This window comes from Streptomyces sp. TAA204 (genome assembly GCF_000424965.1).
This window is the reverse complement of sequence record NZ_AUKW01000003.1, coordinates 531191-550670: the sequence shown is the minus strand read 5'-3', so window position 1 is coordinate 550670 and position 19480 is coordinate 531191. Positions and strand designations below refer to the sequence as shown.

The following is a 19480-nucleotide window of genomic DNA, read 5'->3' as shown; positions in this document are numbered from 1 at the left end:
CGATGGAGCGTCGTGCCGACATGGACTGGATGCTGAAGGACCTGGCGGAGAGCGTTCCCCAGACCCGCTACGTGGTGGTGCTCTCCTCGGACGGGCTGTGCATGGCCAAGCACAGCACGGACACGGACACGGCCGACCGGCTTGCCGCGATCGGTTCGGGCCTGCAGAGCCTCTCCGCCGCTGTCGCCGCTGAATTCCCGCACAGCGACGGCCGGATGAGGATGGTCGTCATCGAAGTCAACGGCGGCTTCATGTACTTGATGGCCGCCGGAGCCGGAGCGCACCTCGCCGTGCTGGCGGACGAGGGTGTCGACGCCGGACTGGTCGGGGGCCGCATGCGCGACCTGGTGGCTCGGATCGGCGAACATCTGACGAGCCCCCCGCGCGACGGCGGATTGGCCATATGAGTCAGGAGGTTCAGGGGTGGGACGAGGGAGGGCCCGAGCGGCTCTACGTGATCACCGGTGGACGCAGCGACCCGTCTGAGCAGACCGGGCTCGACCTGGTCACGTTAATAGTGGCCCGCGCGGATCCTCAGGTGGGGATGCAGCCGGAGCACGCCTCGATTCTACGCGTGTGCAGTTCCCCGCTGTCCGTCGCGGAGATCTCCGCCTATCTGGGCCTTCCCGTGAGTGTGATCACCGTACTGCTGGCCGACCTGCTGACCGAGGAACGCGTCGAGGCCCGATCGCCCGCCCCGGCACAGCTTCCCGACATCGAACTCATTGAGGCGGTGATCCATGGACTCCGGAATCTCTGAGACGGCCGCCGGCCCTCGGAGCGAAGACAGACTGCCGTCCTCGGCCAGTTCAGCCGTCAAGGTGGTGATCGTGGGCGGTTTCGGCGTCGGCAAGACGACGCTGGTGCGTTCCGTGAGCGAGATCCGCCCGCTGACGACCGAAGAGACGATGACGCAGGCGAGCGAGAGCGTGGACGACACCTCGGGTGTCGAGCGCAAGACCGCCACCACCGTAGCCATGGACTTCGGACGCATCAGCCTGAACGAGGAGCTGGTCCTCTACCTGTTCGGGACGCCGGGCCAGCAGCGCTTCTGGTTCCTGTGGAACGGGCTCTTCGACGGTGCTCTGGGCGCGGTGGTGCTCGTGGACACACGCCGTCTCGAGGTCAGCTTCGATGTGATCGGCAGGCTCGAGGAGTCGGCCGTCCCCTTCGTCGTCGCCGTCAACTCCTTTCCCGAAGCACCGGATTACCCCGTCGAAGAGCTGCGCGGCGCGCTGGATCTGCCTGCGGGTGTCCCGATCGTCATGTGTGACGCCCGCCGCCGGGAGTCCGGCCAGGACGTCCTGCTGCAGCTGATGCACTACCTGCGCTCCCTCGCTCTGACACCGGAGGCGAAGTGACCTCTCCACCCCCCGATCCGGCACTGCCCGATCCAGCGCTCACCGACCCGGAACGAGCGGGGGAACACGTGGGCCCGGAAGGCGCCGACGCTGACTCCGGCGCCACCGCGCAGCCCCCTGCCGCCTCCCCGCCGCCGGGCTGCCCCGCCCACGGACTCGGGCCGGACGGGCTGCGGCGGCTGTACGGTCCGGAGGCGGACGCCGACCCGATGGCCCTGTACGAGCGGCTGCGCGAGGAGCACGGCGCGGTCGCGCCCGTACTGCTGCCCGGTGACCGGCCTGCGTGGCTGGTGCTGGGGCACCGGGAGAACCTGGAGGTCTCCCGTACTCCCTCGCTCTTCTCCCGCGACTCCCGGCTCTGGCACGACATGCGGGACGGCAAGGTCCCGCCGGACCACCCGCTGGCACCTCTGACGACGTGGCAGCCGCTGTGCGTCTTCGCCGAGGGCGAGGAGCACGAGCGGCTGCGCAGGGCCGTCACCGAGAGCCTGTCGCGTTTCGAGGCGCGCGGCATCCGCCGTTACGTCACGCGCTTCGCCAACCAGCTCGTCGACGAGTTCGAGTCCAGCGGGCGGGCCGATCTGGTGGAGCAGTTCGCCGATCAGCTTCCGCTGCGCGTCATCACGCAGCTCTTCGGCATGCCCGAGAGCTACGGGCCCCATCTCGTCGACGCCGCGAAGGACATGATCCGCGGTACGGAGACGGCGGTCGCGAGCAACGACTACATCACCGAGGCGCTCCAGGAACTGGTGGACCGCAAGCGGGCCGTACCCGGCCACGACGTGGCCTCCAAGCTGCTCGAGCACCCCGCGCAGCTCACGGACGCCGAAGTACGCGAGCATCTGCGGGTGTTGCTGGTCTCGGCGAACGAACCGACCGTCAACCTGATCGCGAACACGCTCCGCCTCGTCCTGACCGACCAGCGCTTCCGCGCGACTCTGGCCGGAGGGCATATGACCCTGCCGGACGCGCTGGAACAGGTGCTGTGGGACGAGCCCCCGATGACGACGAATATCGGCCGCTGGGCGACCGGTGACGCCAACCTCGCGGGGAAGACGATCAAGGCCGGGGAAATGCTGCTGCTGGGCCTGGCGGCCGGCAACTCCGACCCGGCCATCCGCCCCGACAAGTCCGCACCGATGCACGGCAACCGCTCGCACCTCGCCTTCAGCGGCGGCCCCCACGAGTGCCCGGGCCAGGACCTGGGCCGGGCCATCGTCGACACGGGCATCGACACCCTGCTCACCCGGCTGCCGGATCTGCGCCTTGCGGTGCCCGAGGAGAAGCTGACGTGGGAGACGGCGCTGATATCCCGCCGGCTGGTCGCGATGCCGGTGGAGTTCACCGCGCGCCGCGCCAAGGGCGCGACACGTTCCGGGCCGGGAGTGCCGTCCGTCGAACTGCCGCCCATGCGGCCGCAGGAGCCGGTGTCGGCGCCGATGCCTCCGGCCGCCCCGGAGCCCGTGCACGCCTCCTGGTGGACGTCGCTCAAGCAGCGGCTGCAGGGGCGGGGATAGAGCGGCGAAGCGGAATCCCGCACGGCCTCATCCGCCGCCGACGGTGCGGCAGCGCGCCTTGCCCGTGAACGCAGCCACGACCTGCGGTGATGCAACGTGTGCGCCGGGGTGAGTCAACTGTGCGCCATTCCTGCCCCCTTGTGACCGGATAACCCTCTTGATGAAGTGGTGAATGCCCATGTAGTGCGCGCCGGTGACAGAACTTGCTCGCGTTGCCGGCGAGTGCGTCGTTCCCCCAGGCAGTACGCGGTATTGGCTTGTTGTACGCGGTACAGAGGTCGCCGAGGCGCCCTCTGCCGAGAAATCGTGAGGACAGCGGCGTAACCCCGCCGGATAACCGAGGTGATCGACAGTGGAGCACGGGTTGATCGTGCCGCCCGTTTTTTCTCCCATCCCGCCCGCGATACACCCCCGTCACGGGCAGATCAACGAACAGACCGCCACCTGGGCCACTGCCTTCGGCATCGGTTCGGAGGAACTGCGCAGCAAACTGGTCGCCCACGACATCGGGACCTTCGCGGCACGCGTGCTTCCCGAGGGCCGCGAGGAAGTCGTCTCGATCCTGGCCGACTTCATCATCTGGCTCTTCGGGGTGGACGACGGGCTCTGCGAGGAGGGCGAGCTCGGCAAGGACCCCGCCGAACTCGTCGGTGAACTCTCCAGGATGCTGCGCGTCGCACAGAACCCCGAAGTGCCGATGATGACGGACAACCCGCTGGCCGACGGGCTCAGGGACCTCAGACGCCGGGTCTCCCGGCACGCGACGCCGTCGCAGGAGGCACGCTGGGTCGACGCCCTGCGCGAGTACTTCCTCTCGGTCGTGTGGGAGGCCTCGCACCGCAGCCACGAGACGGTCCCGAACCTGAACGACTACACCCTGATGCGGCTCTACGACGGCGCCACATCGGTCGTCCTGCCGCTGCTGGAGATGGGCCACGGCTACGAACTCCACCCGAACGAGCGGGACAGCACCGCTGTCCGCGCCGTCGCGGAGATGGCCTACTTCATCATCACCTGGGACAACGACCTCTTCTCCTACCACAAGGAGAGCAGGGCGCAGCACTACTTCCTCAACGTGCTGCGCGTCCTGGAGCACGAGCAGGAGCTCAGCCCCGCCGACGCCTTGACGGAGGCGGTCGCCCAACGGGACCGCGTCATGTGCCTGTTCCTGCGGCTGCGCGACGGACTCGCCGCAACCGGGAGCCCGCAGCTTCGCCAGTACCTGGACACGCTGGGCTCCTTCATACGCGGCGCGCAGGACTGGGGCATCAGCTCGCACCGGTACACCACGCCGGACGATCCGGCGGCGCTGCCCTCCAGCTTCCGCGACACCCCCACCGACGACAGCAGCGAGGCGCTGGACATTCCCGTTGTCGCCTGGTGGTGGGATCTGCTCCCCGAAAAGGAAACGTTTCAGCCGTCAGATGGCGAGTTCCGCGCTTTCCAAACCGTCTGAACCGAAGCGCCGCAGATCGTCCGTAGACCAACTGAACCGCCTGCACCACCTGCACCACCTGCACAACTGAACGCCGCACCTGCACCTCCCCCCGGTCCTCCCCCCACTTCACGCCCGAAGGAGTTGCGAACGTGAGTACTGCACTGAAGGCCGTCCCCCGCGCCCCCAAGCACGCTCCGCTGATCGGCCACGCACTGCCCCTGCTGCGGCAGCCCCTCGACTTCATGAAGGCGCTGCGCGAGACGGGCGATCTGGTCCGGGTCGACGTCGGCACCCTGCCGATCTACTTCGTCACCAGCGCCGAGCTCACCCACGAACTCCTGGTCTCCAAGGCCCGCAACTTCGACAAGGGACGCTTCTTCATCCGGGCCCGCACCCTCGTCGGTGACGCGCTCCCCACCGCTCCCTCGGACATACACAAGCGGCACCGCAGGCTGATGCAGCCGATGTTCCACCACGCCCGCATCGCCGGTTACGCGGAGGTCATGGCCACCCGGGCCCGCGGGATGGCCGAGAGCTGGACACCCGGACAGACCGTCGCCGTCGACGACGAACTGGCCCAGTTCTCCGTCGCCACGCTCGCCGAGACGATGTTCTCCGCGGAGATCAGCCGCCCCGCCGCCGAGGCGGTGATCCGCGACGTGCCGATCCTGCTGAAGAACGCCCTGGTACGGGCGGTGACACCCAGGCTCCTCGACAAGGTCCCGGTCCCCGCCAACCGCCGGTTCGACGCGGCCGCCGCGCGTCTGCGCAAGGTCATCGACGACGTCATCGAGCTCTCCCACCAGGAGGGGGAGGACGACAACCACGACCTGCTCTCCCTGCTGATGGCGGCGCGGGACGCCGACACCGGCGACCGCCTCAGCGACCGTGAGATCCGCGACGAACTCGTCGCGATCATGTTCGCCGGCACCGAGACGACGGCGTCCACGCTCGCCTGGACCTTCCACGAACTCGCCTCGCACCCCGAGGTCGAGGAGCGTCTCCTGGCGGAGATCGAGTCGGTGGTCGGCGACCGTCCCGTCGGCATCGAGGACGTGACGAAGCTCGAGTACATGGACCGGGTCCTGAAGGAGATCTCCCGGATGCACTCGGTGCCGCTGCTGATGCGGCAGGCCACCGCGCCCGTCGAACTCGGCGGCACGGAACTGCCGGTGGGCACGGAGATAGCCTTCAGCCTCTACGCGCTCCACCGCGACCCCCGCCTCTACACCGACCCCGAGCGTTTCGACCCGGACCGCTGGCTGCCGGAGCGGAGCGCGAACCTGCCGCGAGAGGGCTACGTGCCCTTCGGCTCGGGCAACCGCAAGTGCATCGGTGACGGCTTCGCCTGGACGGAGATCGTCATCACGCTGGCGACCGTCCTCTCCCGCTGGAGGTTCGAGCCGCTGCCCGGGCACCAGGTCCGTGAGGTCGCCTCCGCCGTGGCCCACCCCGACAGCCTCCCGATGAAGGTGGTGCCGAGAAAGGCCTGACGGGGCAGGGCGGGCCGTGACGGCCTCCCCGGCACGGGCAGGGACGGGGAGGCGTCACTCGCGCACGTTCACGCGGGACGCCTCCCCCGGAAGCGGATGCCGCCGGTCTCGGGGTGGCGGTCCACTGCCACATCCGTGAAGCCGGCCGCCTCGATCCGTCCCGGAAGTTCCTTCGGGGGCAGCGTGTTCATGGTGTCCCCGATGTGCAGCAGCCTGAAGCGGAGACTGGGCTGGCTGTCGCTGCCCGCGAACGTCCCGCCGGGACGCAGCACACGGAACGCCTCCCGGAAGATCGCGTCCTGGGTGGAGACCGCCGGCACGTGGTGCAGCATCGTGAAGCACACCACGGAGGAGAAGCCGCCGTCCGGCAGGGGCAGGTCGGAGGCGTCACCGTGCAGGACGCGGGCGCGCTCGCCCCAGTCCTCGCGCAGCAGCTCCGTCGTCGCCGCGTCGATCTCGACCGCTGTGAGGCGGGGGACCTGTTCGACGAGTACGCGGAGGTTGGCTCCGTATCCGGGGCCGAGCTCCAGTACGTCATCGCCCAGTTCGACGTCTTCCAGGGCCCAGGGCAGCAGGCGGTCGCGCACGCCCCGCGCCCACTTCTCGGAGCTGCACAGCCTGCGGTGCGCTTTGTTCATCGGCATGTGCCGACGTTAAAGGGGACGCGACCTGTCCGCCACGGTCCTGACACCGCGGCATTCCGCGGTGCCGCCGCGCGGCACCGCCGGCGAGAGCCGCAGGGTGAAGCGCTGCTTGGGCCGCCGTGTGCCGCCGAGGCGGTCGTAGAAGCGGATGGCGCCCTCGTTCCAGGTCGGCGTGTTCCACTGCACCTCCTCCAGGCCCTGCGCGGCTGCCTCGGCGATGACGGCGTCCACGAGCCGGGCGCCCAGGCCCAGTCCGCGGTGGGCCTCACGCAGATACAGGCAGTCCAGGTGCAGGTACTCGCACCCGTACCAGGTCGCGAACTGCGGCGCACAGGTGGCGTATCCCGCCAGGACTCCGGTGGACAGCTCGGCGACGAAGCAGCGCATGCCCGGCACTCCGCCCGCGAACAGCGCGTCGCCCAGCCGTTCCGCCAGGTCCGCCGGCGGCTTCTCGCCCTTCTCGTACTCCGCGTGCAGCGCCGCCAGTTCCGCCACCTGCGGCATGTCATCGGGTACGGCGGGCCGGACCGAACTCTTCATCGTCCCTCACCGCGGGCCGCTGTCGCCACGGTCAGGACCCTGCCGGACGCCCCGACGGCGTGCACCTTGGCCGGCCGGCCGCCCGGTGCGGCGGTGCGCGGCAGCCTGATGGGCCGCTGGTGGTGGCCGGCGGCGAGTGCGAGCAGGGCGTCCTCGTCGGTGCCGGCGCCCGCCGCCGTGGAGGTGAGGTGTTCACTCATACGGCCATGTTGCCGGACGAGCGGGAGTGTGCGGGCACGACAGCGCCAATCCTCCCCTACTCGTACATCACATACTCCGGCTTCGGCTTGAGGGCCAGCACCTCCTTCGGCTTCATCAGACGCGAAGTCTCCGCGTCCTCCTGGTAGAAGAGCTTGAAGCCGGTGTGTATCCCGTCCGGCATGTCCTCGACGAGCTGCTCCCAGGTGCCGCGCTTGAGGCCCGGAGACCCTATGCCGTCCGCGCTCTTGATGACCGAGACGCCGTCGGCCGGGCGCATGTCCTTCTCGTCGCCGATGACCGAGGAGGAGACCTGGTGGAAGACGAGCGCCTTGTGCGGCAGGTCCTCCTCCTCGACCAGCCCGGACAAGTAGTCCGCGACGTCGTTGATCTCACCCGCCCCGGTACGTCCGTAGGTGTCGCCGGGCACCTCGCCGGGGCCCATGTCCCACTCGGGGTCGAGCGCGACGCCCACGTCGGGATGCTTCAGCCAGTCACCGAGCGCCTTGACCTCCTCCAGCATGGAGGAGCGTCCGGGCTGGACGTTCAGCAGCAGCAACGCGTCGTTCTCGCGGGCCAGTCCGTGGAAGCGCTCGATGGTCTTGGAGGGTGTCCTGGTGCGGTACTTGCCGTCCGGCCCGGCGGTGGGGTTGGCCACGGCGGCGAGGAGTTCGAGTACGGGGAGTGGTTCACGTCCGTCGCCGTACTCGCGTGCCGTCTTCTCGATCTCGGCGGCCCGCTTGCCGGGGTCGCCGTCGCCCAGTTTGCCGAGCGCGGCGGCACCGGGCAGACCGCAGTAGCCGACCAGCCGGTAGCGGGGGAACAGCTCCCTGCCGCCACGCGGGAGTTGAGGGCGCCGCTTCGTCTTCTTCGGTGCGGGCGACTTCGAAGGCGAGGAAGAACTCGCACTGTCCGCACCGGACTTGGAGTCCGAGGACGCGTTGCCGCATCCGGTCAGCACTCCCAGCCCCGCCGCTGCGGAGACGGCGAGCATGCCCCTGCGGCTCCGTGAGGGCCCCGCCCCCGGGCCTGCCCGGCCGGCTCCGCCTGCCGTGCGGCCGGGTCCGTCCACCGGCCCCTGCCGGCCTGTCTGCTCCTGCGCTCCCCCGCGGTTGCCGTTCGTCGCGCCAGCCACGTCGCCCTCCGTCCTCCGGTTGTCGCGCCGTTGCGTGCATCCCCCGTGCCTCTCCGCTTGTCCCGGCCCTCCGGAGCCGAAACGGTGTTCGCGAGTCGGAGATCTTTCTCGTCGGGACACTCACATCACGAGCACGCACCGCTCACACACCGGCGGCAGCGCACATCGGCGCCCCACGGCCGCGCGGTCCGCCGCCCCGGCGCAGAATGGGGCCATGACGCAGAACACGGATGCCATGCCGGACAGTGCCGTACCGGACTGGGAGAAGCGGTTCCGGGCACCACGGGTGTCGTTGCCGGAGTGGGCCGAGGACGCCCCCGACCGCTCGCTGTACATCTCCAACGCCACCGGGACGTTCGAGCTGTACGCGTGGGACCGGGCGACCGGCGGACACCGGCAGGTCACGGACCGGCCCAACGGGACGACGGACGGTGTGCTGACCCCCGACGGTGAGGAGATCTGGTGGTTCTCCGACACCGACGGCGACGAGTTCGGGATCTGGATGCGGCAGCCCTTCAAGGGCGGTGAGGACGAAGCGGCGGTCCCCGGCCTCGCGCCGTCCTTCCCGGCGGGGCTGGTCATCGGCCGGGACGGCACGGCCGTCGTCGGCCGCTCGACCGACGAGGACGGTACGACCGTCCACGTCGCACGGCCCGGCGAGGAGCCCGTGGAGATCTACCGGCACCGCGAGTCCGGCGGTGTCGGCGACCTCTCCCACGACGGCACGCTGCTGGTCCTGGAACACACCGAGCACGGCGACGCCATGCACTCCGCGCTGAGGGTGGTCGAGCCCGACGGCAGCACCGTCGCCGAACTCGACGACACCGAGGGCGGGACGAAGGAACTGGGCCTGAGCGTCCTGGGATTCGCCCCCGTACCGGGCGACACGCGGCTGCTCATCGCACATCAGCGCAACGGCCGCTGGGAACCGGCCGTCTGGGAACCGCGCAGCGGCACGACCACCGGACTCGCCGTTGACCTGCCCGGCGACGTGAGCGCCGACTGGTACCCGGACGGGCGGTCGCTGCTGATCTCGCACAGCTACCGGGCGCGCAGCGAGCTCTACCGCTACGAGATCGCCACCCGCACGCTGACGCGCATCGAGACGCCGCGCGGCTCGGTCTCCGACGCGACGGCGCGCCCGCTGCCCGCACCGGGGAGTGAGGGGGCGGAGACCAGCGTCGAGTACCTGTGGTCGTCGGCCGCCGAGCCGCCCCGCGTACGGTCCGCGGCCGGAGCCGTCGTCCTCGATCCGCCCGGCGCGACGGCACCGCCGTCCGTCCCCGTCGAGGACGCCTGGGTGGACGGACCGGGCGGCACCATCCACGCGCTGGTGCAGAAGCCCGAGGGCGAGGGCCCCTTCCCCACGGTCTTCGACGTGCACGGCGGCCCCACCCATCACGACAGCGACGCGTTCGCGGGGCAGCCGGCGGCCTGGATCGACCACGGCTTCGCCGTCGTACGCGTCAACTACCGCGGCTCCACCGGCTACGGACGCGCCTGGACGGACGCCCTCAAGCACCGGGTGGGCCTGATCGAACTCGAGGACATCGCAGCCGTACGGGAGTGGGCCGTCGCCTCGGGCCTGGCCGACCCGGAACGGCTGATCCTGGGCGGCGGTTCGTGGGGCGGCTATCTGACGCTGCTGGGCATGGGCACCCAGCCGGACGCGTGGGCCCTCGGCCTCGCCGCCGTCCCCGTCGCCGACTACGTCACCGCCTACCACGACGAGATGGAGGCACTGAAGTCGCTGGACCGCACGCTGCTGGGCGGTTCGCCGGAGGAAGTGCCGGAGCGGTTCGAAGCCTCGTCACCGATCACGTACGTCGACGCGGTCAAGGCACCGGTCTACATCTCAGCCGGCGTCAACGACCCGCGCTGCCCCATCCGTCAGGTCGAGAACTACGTGCGGCGGCTGGAGGAGCGCGGCGTGCCGCACGAGGTGTACCGCTACGACGCGGGGCACGGCTCACTCGTCGTGGAGGAGCGCATCAAGCAGTTGAGGCTGGAGATCGACTTTGCTCTGAGGTATCTGCCCCGGCCGGAGGAGCGGCGCTCCCAGGGGCAGGTTCGGCCCCAGGAGCAGGGTCACCCCCAGCAGCAGGATCGCCCCCAGCAGCAGGGATGAGGCCGAGCGCCGCGTCCCTGGCCAGCTCCACATCACGGCGGAGGAGCCGGAACCACATGAAGAGCACGAAGCCGGCGAAGACGAACCACTCGGCCGTGTAGCCCAGGTTCTGGAACGCCTTCATGTCGAGGCCGGTGTTGTCGGGACGTACCGGCGGCACCGGCCTCAGCCGTGAGCCGGCGGGCGCGTCGGCGTTCGCCGTCTTCTGCACGGTGATCCACGCGTCGTACACGTCGTAGGGGACGACGTTGACCAGGGCAGCCGCACTGATCATGCCGAGCTGCCCCTGAGGCAGTCCGCCGCCCGTACTCACGCCGGGGCTGCCGGTGGACTCCGAGACCTGGAGAGCGCCGCTGACGGTCACCTCACCGCGCGGAGGTGCGGGGACGCGGCCGGGATCGGGGTCCCCGGGCAGCCAGCCCCGTACGACGGGCAGGGCCTTGCCGCTGCGGACGCCGTCGCCGGCGCCGTCACTGCCGTCACCGCTGCCCGCGTCGCTGCCCGCATCCGCGTCGGTGCGCAGCAGCGACAACACGTAGAAGCCCCGCTCGCCGTCCAGTGACCGTTCGGGGACGAGCAGCGGGCGCCGGGTGTCGTAGCGGCCGGTGGCCTCGGCCATGCGGCCGCTGGTCTCCAGGTCGACAGGCAACAGCCGGGAGAGCGGCTCGGGCTCGGCGTGCGCCGCCGCGGACGCCGTCTTCTGCTGCTCCTCGTGGCGGTCCACGCGCGCTTCGAAGCGGGAGAGCTGCCAGCTGCCCATGAACAGGCAGACCGGGATCGCCAGTACTGCGAAGAGGTTGATCCCCCACCAGCGCGGGGTCAGCAGGAACCGGTACACGCCTCCACGGTACGGGGCGCCGGGACACCGGTCGTGTGTGGGGCCGCGGCTCCGCGGGCCGGAAGCAGGCACGGGTGCAGGGGAGGGTGCAGGGGGCGGGGCAGGTGACGGGGCAGGGGTGACCCGCGCCGCGTACGGCACACCGCTCACGGCATACGGCGCCGGCACACCGACGCGAACGGGCCGCGCTCCCCTCCCTCCCCGCCGTGCCGGGAAAGGAGGGGAGGAACAGGGCCGGCTGGGGCCACCGAGGGGAGGCGGGGAGCTGGCCGGAGGGTGCGGAAACCGTGCGGAGACCGCCGGGGCGGTGTGGCGTCACCCCGCCGACAGGACCCCAGTGCGGTAGAGCGTGCCCGCGCAGGCGCCGTCCAGTGTCGTGTCCGCCGCCGCCGGGTCGCCGACGTCCGGGGTGTGCGTCAACACGACGCTGGCCCCCTCTTCGCCCTCACCGCCCGTGCTGCCGCTGTCGCCGCCGCCCGACCCGGGTGTGCCGGAGCCGCCCGAACCGCCGTCGTCGCCACCGGAGTTGCCGTTACTGCCGTTGCTGCCGCCCGAGTTGCCGTTGTTGCCGCTCTCCCCGCCGCCCGGGCCCTCGCCCTCGGCCGACCTGGAACTTACGGCATCGGGACCGGCGGACTTGGGGCTGGGCGAGCCGGAGCTTGGACAGTTGTCGGGAATCCACGCGAACTTGACCATGTACGCCTCGCCCGGTCTCAGCACCAGCGCGGCGGTCGATTCAGCGGGATCGGGCAGGCCGACGGCCGGATCGCCGGGCGTGTGGTCGAGGACGCTTATGTGGTCGCTGTCGGCCCGTCCACGCGCGGACACCCCGACGAGGCCCTCGCCCTCGACCGTGCACGCGTCGGGCGAGGTGTTCATGACGCGGAAGCTGCCGTAGACCTTGCCTTCGCTGTCTGGCGTCCCCGCGGAGGCGGATCCCTCTCCGAGCTGCTGACGTCCGCAACTGGGCGCGCTCGTCGCGAGCGTGTCACTGGGGTCCGTACCGGCGGACTCCTTGCCCGCCGAGGGGGACGGGGAGGCCGATCCCTGGCCGATGTCGCCGCGGCCGCCGCCGTGCGCGGCGGCTCCGCCCGCGCCGTCGGGGCCCTGCGTGTAGCCGCCGTGGTCACGGCTGCCGGCGCCCTGCGACTGCTCGTGGCTCTCGCCCGCGTTGATGGAGCCGTCCTCGAAGCCGCCCGGCATCAGACCGGTGGTCATCAGAGTCGGCACCCCCACCCCGGCCAGTACGACGGCCGCGGCGGCACCGGCGAGGACACGGCGGCGGTGCGCACGGCGGGCGGGCACGGCGTGCCGGAGGTAGGTGAGGGACTGGGGTGCGGGACGGATGTCGCGCACGCTCTCTTGCAGCATCCGGCGCAGGGCGTCCTCCGCGTCCCCGTCCCCGTCGTCGCCTCCCGTACCGGGGAGACCGCCGCCGGTGCCGCCGGGGCCCGACGGGCCGCCGCCTGCGCCGCCCGCCGAACGGTCGGCCTGCTCGGCGTGTTCGCCTTGCTCGGCGTGCTCGGCGTGCTCGTTCGGCTGCTGCGGCCGGTTCGGGAGTTCCGGCTCGTTGTCGTTGTGGTTCGAGTGCATCGTTGTACTCGCGTCTCGGCCCATGCCCGGACCGTCGTGGCCCGGATTCGGGGCATCGGGAAGGTCCGGGGCATCCGGCACGTCCGGCTTGGCCGGAACGGTGGGGTCGGGTGCGTCCGGGACCTGGGTCGGAACGGTGACGTCCGGCAGATCCGCGTCGTGGATCTCCGGAGGGTCCGGGATCTCGGGGGCGTCATAGATCCCCGGCGTCTCGGGGATCTGAGGGGCGTCCGGGATCCCGGGCAGATCGGAGATCTCCGGCGGTGCCGGGATGTCCGGCGTCGGGGGGATCTCGGGGCTGTCGAGGATGCCGGGTGCGCCGGGTATCCGGGGCATCTGCCCCGGCCCGTCCACGTCGGGGACGGCCGGCACCCCGGGCAGATCCGGCAGGTCCGGTGCGTGTGGCGTGCGGTGCGGGGGCAGTTCGGGGCTGTCCGGCATGTCGGGGGCGTCCGGCGCGTTCGGAGTCTCCGGGGCGTGCGGGCCCTGCGGCTCCTCGGGCCCGTCGGGGTCGCCGGTTCCGTCCGGTTCCTCCGGTGCTCCCTCACGTGCGGCGTGCGGTCCGCGTGCGGCGTCCTGCCCGTCCGCCACGGGCGGCCACTCGCCTCCGGCGGCCACGCGCAGCCGCTCGGGCGCGTGGTCCCCCTCGTATGCGTTCATGACGCGGCCTCCATCGCGACGCGGAGCGCCGCGATCCCGCGCGAGCCGTACGCCTTCACCGAACCGAGGGACAGCCCGAGCACCTCGGCGACCTGCGCCTCGGTCATGTCCGCGAAGTAGCGCAGCACCAGCACCTCGCGCTGGCGGCGCTGGAGCCCGCGCATCGCGTGTATCAGCTCGTCGCGCTCCAGTTGCTCGTAGGCGCCCTCTTCGGCGCTCGCCATGTCGGGCATGGGCTTCGAGAGCAGCTTGAGTCCGACGATGCGCCGACGCAGCGCGGAGCGGGAGAGGTTGACGACGGTCTGCCGCAGATAGGCGAGGGTCTTCTCGGGGTCGCGCACACGCTTGCGTGCCGAGTGCACCCGGATGAACGCCTCCTGGACGACGTCCTCGCACGAGGCGGTGTCGTCCAGGAGCAGCGCGGCGAGCCCGAGCAGTGAGCGGTAGTGGACGCGGTAGGTCTCGGTCAGGTGGTCGACTGTCGTGCCCGCGGTCATCGCTTCGTCAGATTCCCCGCTCTGGGGTGCGATGCGCGGGGGACGGGTGGCAGACCATGGCGTGATCACCGGCATGCCCCCGGTGCTGATACCGGCGCTTCCGGGTGCTGTCGCGAGGACCGATCCGATTGCTTCTGCCACGTCTGTTGGACACACATTCCCCCTGCAGGGTTGTACGCGTTTGGCATCGCCTTTGACGACTCGTCGAACGCCCTCATGCGTACCAACTCTTCCCGAACGCCCCAATTGTCACAGTGTCTCCGAGCCCTGGCAGCGGACACAGAGACGCTGTCCTCCCCACCGCCGGTTGCAGCCGGCGCGAAGCGAAACATTCTCGTCGCCTTCGCCCGCGCTGACCAGAGCCAAACCCCTCCCGTACGGGATGACTTCGACCCGCCCGGCGTACGCACGGAGCGGGGAAGCGGGCCGCTGCCGGCAGCCGGCCTGCGCTTCCAACGCGGGGGACTGGACATGGTCGACTCACGTGGAGGCTCGTGCTCGGTGCTCGGTGCGCGTGCTCCGCGCGGCAGAACCGCGGGCGGACTCGCCGCCCGGACCCGGTCGTCGTGCTCACGAGCCGGACTACGCCGCCAACTCCTCCGCTGTCTGCACCATGTTCAGCGCCGCCCCCTTGCGCAGGTTGTCCGCGCACACGAACAGCTCCAGCGCGTTCGGGTCGTCCAGCGACTGCCGTACCCGCCCCGCCCAGGCCGGATCGGTGCCCGCCACGTCGGCCGGCGTCGGGAAGTCCCCCTGCTCCGGGTCGTCGCACAGCACGACGCCCGGCGCGTTCGCCAGCAACTCGCGCGCCCGCGGCACCGACACCTCACTCCCGAACCGCGCGTGCACGGACAGCGCGTGGCCCGTGAGCACCGGCACCCGCACACAGGTCGCCGCGACCCGCAGCCGGGGCAGCCCGAGCACCTTGCGCGTCTCGCTCCGTACGGTCAGTTCGTCCGCCGTCCAGCCGCCCTCGCCCATCTCGCCCGTGAACGGCACGACGTTGAGCGCGACCGGCGTCGCGTGCGGGTCGTCGGGGTCCGCCGCGAGCGCGTTGCCGCGCCCCGAGGCGATCACGCGCCGGATGTCGCCGGGGTGTCTGCCCAGCTCCGCACCGGCCGCCTCGGCGGACGTCAGCGCCGCCAACTGGCCGCGCAGCGCCGCGACTCCGGAGCGTCCGGCCCCCGAGACAGCCTCGTACGAGGAGACGATCAGTTCCTCCAGGCCCCACTCCCTGTGCAGTGCCCCCATCGCGACGATCATCGACAGAGTGGTGGGGCCGGGGCTCGCAACGATGCCCCGGGGGCGCAGGTCCACTGCGTGTGCGTTGAGTTCGGGCACGACCAGCGGCACGTCCGTCTCCATACGGAAGGCGCGCGAACCGTCCACCACCACCGTGCCGTTCGCGGCGGCGACCGGAACCCACCGGGCGGCCACCTCGTCCGGCACGGCGAAGACCGCCACGTCCACGCCGGCGAGCGCCTCCTCGCTCAGCGCCCTTATCCGCAGGTCCTCACCGCGCACGCTCCGTACGCGCCCCGCCGAGCGCGACGAGGCGATCAGACGGATCTCGCCCCATACGTCCGCCCGTTCCGAGAGCAGCCCGAGAAGCACCATGCCCACGGCGCCGGTCGCGCCCACGACCGCCAGCGCGGGCCTGCCCGTACGGCCCCCGCCGGGGCGGACCGTACGGGCGCCGGGCGTCACCGCCCTGTGCCTCCGTAGACGACGGCCTCGTCACTCTCGCTGTCGAGGCCGAAGGCCGAATGGACCGCCCGCACCGACTCGTTCACGTCGTCCTCGCGCGTGACGACCGAGATGCGGATCTCGGAGGTGGAGATCAGTTCGATGTTGACCTCGGCCTGGGACAGCGCCTCGAAGAAGGTCGCGGTGACCCCGGGGTTGGTCTTCATGCCGGCGCCGACGAGCGAGATCTTGGCGATCTGGTCGTCGTAGCGCAGCGAGTCGAAGCCGATGGCGCCCTGCGCCTTCTCCAGCGCGGCGATCGCCTTGCGGCCCTCGCTCTTGGGCAGCGTGAAGGAGATGTCCGTCAGACCGGTCGACGCGGCGGAGACGTTCTGGACGACCATGTCGATGTTGACTTCGGCGTCGGCGATCGCCCGGAAGATGATGGCGGCCTCACCCGGCTTGTCGGGTACGCCCACAACCGTGATCTTCGCCTCGGACGTGTCGTGTGCGACACCCGAGATGATCGCCTGCTCCATCGACTGTTCCCCTTGCCCGCTGTTCTTGCTCTGCCCGCTCTTCAGCGCGGCCTGGGCACCCGGCGTGCCCTCACCCCGCTTCTGCCCGGCGATGCCGGCCGGCGGTTCACTGCTGACCCACGTGCCCTGGAGGCCCGAGAAGGACGACCGGACATGGATCGGGATGTTGTAGCGACGCGCGTACTCGACGCAGCGGTGCAACAGCACCTTGGAACCCGAGCTTGCCAGTTCCAGCATGTCCTCGAAGGAGATCCAGTCGATCTTCCGCGCCTTCTTGACGACCCTCGGGTCGGCGGTGAAGACGCCGTCGACATCGGTATAGATCTCACAGACGTCCGCGTTCAGCGCGGCGGCCAGCGCGACAGCCGTGGTGTCGGACCCGCCCCTGCCCAGGGTGGTGATGTCCTTGCTGTCCTGGGAGACGCCCTGGAATCCCGCGACGATGGCGATGTTGCCCTCGTCGACGGAGGTCTGGATACGGCCCGGCGTGACATCTATGATCCGCGCCTTGTTGTGCGCGGAGTCGGTGATCAGGCCGGCCTGGCTTCCGGTGAAGGACTGTGCCTCGTGCCCGAGGGATTTGATCGCCATCGCCAGCAGTGCCATGGAGATGCGCTCTCCGGCGGTCAGCAGCATGTCGAACTCGCGCCCGGTCTGAACCGGCGAGACTTCCTTTGCGAGATCGATCAGCTCGTCCGTCGTGTCACCCATCGCCGAGACCACGACGACAACCTGGTTGCCGTTCTTCTTGGCCTCGACGATCCGCTTGGCAACGCGCTTGATGCCCTCGGCATCGGCAACGGAGGAGCCGCCGTACTTCTGCACGACAAGGCCCACGTGTGCTCGCTCCTCGACTCTCAGTGCTTCTGCACCCTCCCCGGCCCGCGTGGCCCGGGGGACCCCCATCAGGGAATCCATGGGTCGGCTCATTTTACCGAGAGAGCGCCCCGCCCTCTCGTCCAGCGACCAGACCTGCCCGCTCGCGGGGCGTCCACACGGGAACGTAAGGCAGCTCACACGGTGCGGGCACGGACTCGCACGGATCTTCGTGCGAGCGGGGACGGGGCGTGAGCGTACCGCCACGGGACGCAACTGCAATCACCTAAGCTTTGACTTATATAAGTGAAGACTGCAGAGTGGGCGCGTGCACGCATTCGACGTTCTGGGTGATCCGGTACGCCGCCGGATACTGGAGCTGCTCGCGGAGGGCGAGCAGCCCTCGGGCGCGCTGAGCACCGTGATCCAGGCCGAGTTCGGGATCTCGCAGCCCGCCGTCTCGCAGCACCTGCGCGTGCTGCGCGAAGCGGGCTTCGCCTCCGTACGGGCCGAAGGGCCTCGCCGGCTCTATGCCGTCGACACCGCACCGCTGCGCGAGGTCGACACATGGCTGGAGCAGTTCCGCGCCTTCTGGGAGCAGCGGCTCGACGCGCTCGGCACCGAACTGGCGCGCGGCAAGCGCGAGCGCCGCAGAAGGGACAGCGTCCCCGGCACCACCGGGACCGGCACCACGGACACCCCAAACGCCACTGACACCACCGGCACCACCAACGAGGAGTGAGCAGCGATGAGCGACTTCGTCGACCAGATCAACGAGATGCACCGGGAAGTGGGCAGCCGCGCCACGTCCGAGGGAGAGGCACACACGGTACTGCTGCGGCGCACCTACGACGCCGCGGTCGAGGACGTGTGGGACGCCTGCACGGACCCCGAGCGCATCAGCCGCTGGTTCCTGCCGGTCAGCGGCGACCTCAAGCCCGGCGGCCACTACCAGCTGGAGGGCAACGCCGGCGGTGAGATCCTGCGCTGCGAGCCGCCCGAACTGCTCAGGGTGAGCTGGCTGTTCGGCGAGAACCCCGGCTTCAGCGAGGTCCAGGTCCGGCTGCGGTCCGAGGGCGGGGAGCGGACCACCTTCGAGCTGGAGCACGTCGCCGTCGTTCCGCAGGAGATGTGGGACCAGTACGGACCCGGCGCGGTCGGCGTCGGCTGGGACCTGGGGCTCCTCGGCCTCGGGCTGCACCTGGCGGGCGGACGGATCGAGGACCCCTCGGCGTGGGAGGCCTCCGACGAGGCACGCGAGTGCATGACGCGCAGCAGCGAGGCGTGGGGTGAGGCGTACAGGGCCTCCGGCGCGCCGGAGGACGTGGCGGCCGCGGCCGTACGCGGCACCACGGGCTTCTACGTACCGGAGCGTCCCGACGAGGCATGACCGAGGCATGACCAAGGGATGACCGAGGAAGCACCGAGGAAGCACCGGGGGCATGCGCGCACGCGGGGGCCGGTTGTCGGACCCCGGTGTTCCAATTGCGGTCAACGGGACGGACGACGACGCCGGCCCTCTCTCCGGAAGAGGACGCTCATGACCACATGGCAGGTGACTGTGGAGCGCCGGATCGCGGCACCGGCCGCGCCGGTGTGGGAGGCGCTGACCGACATCGAGGGCTCTCCGCGCGTGCTCAGCGGCGTGGAGCGCGTCGAAATGCTCTCCGAGGGCCCGTTCGGTGTCGGCACCCGCTGGCGGGAGACGCGCCGCATGCTCGGCAAGGAGGCCACCGAGGAGATGTACGTGACGGCGAGCGAGCCCCCGAAGCGCTACGTGGCCGAGGCCGACTCGCGCGGCGTGCACTACGTCTCCGAGTTCCTCCTCACGCCCGGGAAGGACGACGCCACCACCGTGCGCCTCTCGTTCGGCTCGGTGGTGGAGAAGCGGGGTGCGGCAGCCGTGCTGGGGAAGCTCCTCGGCGGCATCGGCTCCAAGGCCGTGGCGAAGGCCCTGGCCAAGGACCTGGATGACGTCGCCGCCGCGGTGGAGTCGCGGGAGGCGCAAGGGAAGTAGGACAGGAGCGGAAGGAGCGAAGCGCGACACCGAGGGCCGGGTGACCGTCCGTGACACCACCCTGCGGCCTCTCGACGGGATGACGTGGGGCCGCCTCACCGCATCGCTTCGACCGCCTCTTTGGCCTCCTTGAGGTCCGAGCCGGTGATCTGACGGTGGAGCTTGATGGCCTCGATCTTCTTCCCCTGCCGTACGAGGGCGGCGACCGCTTCGAACTCCGCGGCGCCGAACTCCTCGATGCCCAGATGGCCGAGGAGCAGATTCACCTTGCGGTCGAGGCGGGCTATCCGCCGGTCGGTCCGCTCCAGCTTGAGCTGGAAGGTGGACCACAGAACGAGAACGAGGAAGGTGAGAACCGGCAGCAGGGCATTTTCCATGGC

Annotated in this window: 19 protein-coding genes and 1 pseudogene; 10 read left to right on the top strand and 10 right to left on the bottom strand. The window is 70.6% G+C overall.

Features of this window, described 5'->3' with window-relative positions; all coding sequences use genetic code 11:
- Nucleotides 1–2 precede the first annotated feature (2 nt).
- The 6 genes from H343_RS0107920 (at nucleotide 3) to H343_RS0107895 (ending at nucleotide 5809) form a co-directional block, all read left to right on the top strand.
- Entirely contained in the window at nucleotides 3–407 is a 405-nt protein-coding gene (locus H343_RS0107920; RefSeq protein WP_486586817.1) for a roadblock/LC7 domain-containing protein, read from the top strand.
- On the top strand, nucleotides 404–760 hold the full coding sequence (locus H343_RS0107915) for a DUF742 domain-containing protein (RefSeq protein ID WP_028430686.1): 357 nt from the start codon (nucleotides 404–406) through the stop codon (nucleotides 758–760). The genes H343_RS0107920 and H343_RS0107915 overlap by 4 nt, the downstream gene beginning before the upstream one ends.
- The gene (locus H343_RS0107910; RefSeq protein ID WP_028430685.1) at nucleotides 741–1361 is read left to right on the top strand and encodes an ATP/GTP-binding protein; all 621 of its coding nucleotides are present in this window, start codon (nucleotides 741–743) and stop codon (nucleotides 1359–1361) included. Before H343_RS0107915 ends, H343_RS0107910 begins: the two co-directional genes overlap by 20 nt.
- Nucleotides 1362–1429: 68 nt before the next feature.
- A complete protein-coding gene (locus H343_RS29555; RefSeq protein WP_051264802.1) occupies nucleotides 1430–2878 on the top strand; it encodes a cytochrome P450 in 1449 nt (482 codons plus the stop codon).
- Between the two features lie 352 nt (nucleotides 2879–3230).
- Nucleotides 3231–4334, top strand: coding sequence for a selina-4(15),7(11)-diene synthase (locus H343_RS29550; protein ID WP_051264736.1), 1104 nt, complete (start codon nucleotides 3231–3233; stop codon nucleotides 4332–4334).
- 131 nt (nucleotides 4335–4465) lie between these two features.
- Nucleotides 4466–5809 carry a cytochrome P450 gene (locus H343_RS0107895; protein ID WP_486586816.1) on the top strand — a complete coding sequence of 448 codons (1344 nt, stop codon included), beginning with the start codon at nucleotides 4466–4468 and terminating at the stop codon, nucleotides 5807–5809.
- A gap of 68 nt (nucleotides 5810–5877) precedes the next feature.
- Here the strand turns inward: H343_RS0107895 and H343_RS0107890 are convergent, their stop codons facing one another.
- From H343_RS0107890 to H343_RS0107875, 4 genes are read right to left on the bottom strand one after another with little or no spacing between them, the layout of a single operon-like run.
- Nucleotides 5878–6453, bottom strand: coding sequence for a class I SAM-dependent methyltransferase (locus tag H343_RS0107890; RefSeq protein WP_028430683.1), 576 nt, complete (start codon nucleotides 6451–6453; stop codon nucleotides 5878–5880).
- Between the two features lie 9 nt (nucleotides 6454–6462).
- Nucleotides 6463–6993 carry a GNAT family N-acetyltransferase gene (locus H343_RS29545; RefSeq protein WP_078505170.1) on the bottom strand — a complete coding sequence of 177 codons (531 nt, stop codon included), beginning with the start codon at nucleotides 6991–6993 and terminating at the stop codon, nucleotides 6463–6465.
- The gene (locus H343_RS0107880; RefSeq protein WP_028430682.1) at nucleotides 6990–7193 is read right to left on the bottom strand and encodes a hypothetical protein; all 204 of its coding nucleotides are present in this window, start codon (nucleotides 7191–7193) and stop codon (nucleotides 6990–6992) included. The genes H343_RS29545 and H343_RS0107880 overlap by 4 nt, the downstream gene beginning before the upstream one ends.
- A gap of 56 nt (nucleotides 7194–7249) precedes the next feature.
- Nucleotides 7250–8185: a hypothetical protein gene (locus tag H343_RS0107875; RefSeq protein ID WP_028430681.1), complete on the bottom strand. Its 936-nt coding sequence runs from the start codon at nucleotides 8183–8185 to the stop codon at nucleotides 7250–7252.
- Nucleotides 8186–8540: 355 nt separating this feature from the next.
- Here H343_RS0107875 and H343_RS29540 point away from each other — a divergent pair, with 355 nt between their 5' ends.
- Entirely contained in the window at nucleotides 8541–10454 is a 1914-nt protein-coding gene (locus tag H343_RS29540) for a prolyl oligopeptidase family serine peptidase (RefSeq protein WP_078505168.1), read from the top strand.
- An 85-nt stretch (nucleotides 10455–10539) separates the two neighbouring features.
- Here the strand turns inward: H343_RS29540 and H343_RS34075 are convergent.
- From H343_RS34075 to H343_RS0107845, 5 genes and pseudogenes are all read right to left on the bottom strand, one after another.
- Nucleotides 10540–11292 (bottom strand): annotated as a pseudogene (locus H343_RS34075) (SURF1 family protein); the annotation flags it as partial.
- A 315-nt stretch (nucleotides 11293–11607) separates the two neighbouring features.
- Nucleotides 11608–13545 (bottom strand): hypothetical protein, encoded by a 1938-nt coding sequence (locus H343_RS35520; RefSeq protein ID WP_051264734.1) that lies wholly within the window; start codon nucleotides 13543–13545, stop codon nucleotides 11608–11610.
- On the bottom strand, nucleotides 13542–14117 hold the full coding sequence (locus tag H343_RS0107855; protein ID WP_028430678.1) for a SigE family RNA polymerase sigma factor: 576 nt from the start codon (nucleotides 14115–14117) through the stop codon (nucleotides 13542–13544). The genes H343_RS35520 and H343_RS0107855 overlap by 4 nt, the downstream gene beginning before the upstream one ends.
- A gap of 507 nt (nucleotides 14118–14624) precedes the next feature.
- Entirely contained in the window at nucleotides 14625–15749 is a 1125-nt protein-coding gene (locus tag H343_RS0107850; protein ID WP_028430677.1) for an aspartate-semialdehyde dehydrogenase, read from the bottom strand.
- On the bottom strand, nucleotides 15746–17104 hold the full coding sequence (locus tag H343_RS0107845) for an aspartate kinase (protein ID WP_028430676.1): 1359 nt from the start codon (nucleotides 17102–17104) through the stop codon (nucleotides 15746–15748). The genes H343_RS0107850 and H343_RS0107845 overlap by 4 nt, the downstream gene beginning before the upstream one ends.
- Before the next feature lie 307 nt (nucleotides 17105–17411).
- Between H343_RS0107845 and H343_RS29535 the strand changes: the two genes are divergently transcribed.
- The 3 genes from H343_RS29535 to H343_RS0107830 all read left to right on the top strand — a co-directional run bounded on the left by H343_RS29535 (nucleotide 17412) and on the right by H343_RS0107830 (nucleotide 19100).
- Entirely contained in the window at nucleotides 17412–17825 is a 414-nt protein-coding gene (locus H343_RS29535; protein ID WP_078505165.1) for a metalloregulator ArsR/SmtB family transcription factor, read from the top strand.
- 6 nt (nucleotides 17826–17831) lie between these two features.
- On the top strand, nucleotides 17832–18473 hold the full coding sequence (locus H343_RS0107835) for an SRPBCC family protein (RefSeq protein ID WP_028430675.1): 642 nt from the start codon (nucleotides 17832–17834) through the stop codon (nucleotides 18471–18473).
- Between the two features lie 150 nt (nucleotides 18474–18623).
- Nucleotides 18624–19100: an SRPBCC family protein gene (locus tag H343_RS0107830; RefSeq protein WP_028430674.1), complete on the top strand. Its 477-nt coding sequence runs from the start codon at nucleotides 18624–18626 to the stop codon at nucleotides 19098–19100.
- Nucleotides 19101–19195: 95 nt separating this feature from the next.
- Here H343_RS0107830 and H343_RS0107825 read toward each other — a convergent pair whose 3' ends face one another.
- The gene (locus H343_RS0107825) at nucleotides 19196–19477 is read right to left on the bottom strand and encodes a ribosomal protein L7/L12 (protein ID WP_028430673.1); all 282 of its coding nucleotides are present in this window, start codon (nucleotides 19475–19477) and stop codon (nucleotides 19196–19198) included.
- Nucleotides 19478–19480: the final 3 nt, after the last annotated feature.

Coding starts and splice junctions, on each gene's coding strand:
- H343_RS0107920 (WP_486586817.1), top strand. CDS start 3: ATGGAGCGTCGTGCCGACATGGACTGGATGCTGAAGGACCTGGCGGAG.
- H343_RS0107835 (WP_028430675.1), top strand. CDS start 17,832: ATGAGCGACTTCGTCGACCAGATCAACGAGATGCACCGGGAAGTGGGC.
- H343_RS29540 (WP_078505168.1), top strand. CDS start 8,541: ATGACGCAGAACACGGATGCCATGCCGGACAGTGCCGTACCGGACTGG.
- H343_RS0107890 (WP_028430683.1), bottom strand. CDS start 6,453: ATGCCGATGAACAAAGCGCACCGCAGGCTGTGCAGCTCCGAGAAGTGG.
- H343_RS0107855 (WP_028430678.1), bottom strand. CDS start 14,117: ATGCCGGTGATCACGCCATGGTCTGCCACCCGTCCCCCGCGCATCGCA.
- H343_RS0107880 (WP_028430682.1), bottom strand. CDS start 7,193: ATGAGTGAACACCTCACCTCCACGGCGGCGGGCGCCGGCACCGACGAG.
- H343_RS0107825 (WP_028430673.1), bottom strand. CDS start 19,477: ATGGAAAATGCCCTGCTGCCGGTTCTCACCTTCCTCGTTCTCGTTCTG.
- H343_RS0107830 (WP_028430674.1), top strand. CDS start 18,624: ATGACCACATGGCAGGTGACTGTGGAGCGCCGGATCGCGGCACCGGCC.
- H343_RS0107915 (WP_028430686.1), top strand. CDS start 404: ATGAGTCAGGAGGTTCAGGGGTGGGACGAGGGAGGGCCCGAGCGGCTC.
- H343_RS29545 (WP_078505170.1), bottom strand. CDS start 6,993: ATGAAGAGTTCGGTCCGGCCCGCCGTACCCGATGACATGCCGCAGGTG.
- H343_RS0107910 (WP_028430685.1), top strand. CDS start 741: ATGGACTCCGGAATCTCTGAGACGGCCGCCGGCCCTCGGAGCGAAGAC.
- H343_RS35520 (WP_051264734.1), bottom strand. CDS start 13,545: ATGAACGCATACGAGGGGGACCACGCGCCCGAGCGGCTGCGCGTGGCC.
- H343_RS0107875 (WP_028430681.1), bottom strand. CDS start 8,185: ATGCTCGCCGTCTCCGCAGCGGCGGGGCTGGGAGTGCTGACCGGATGC.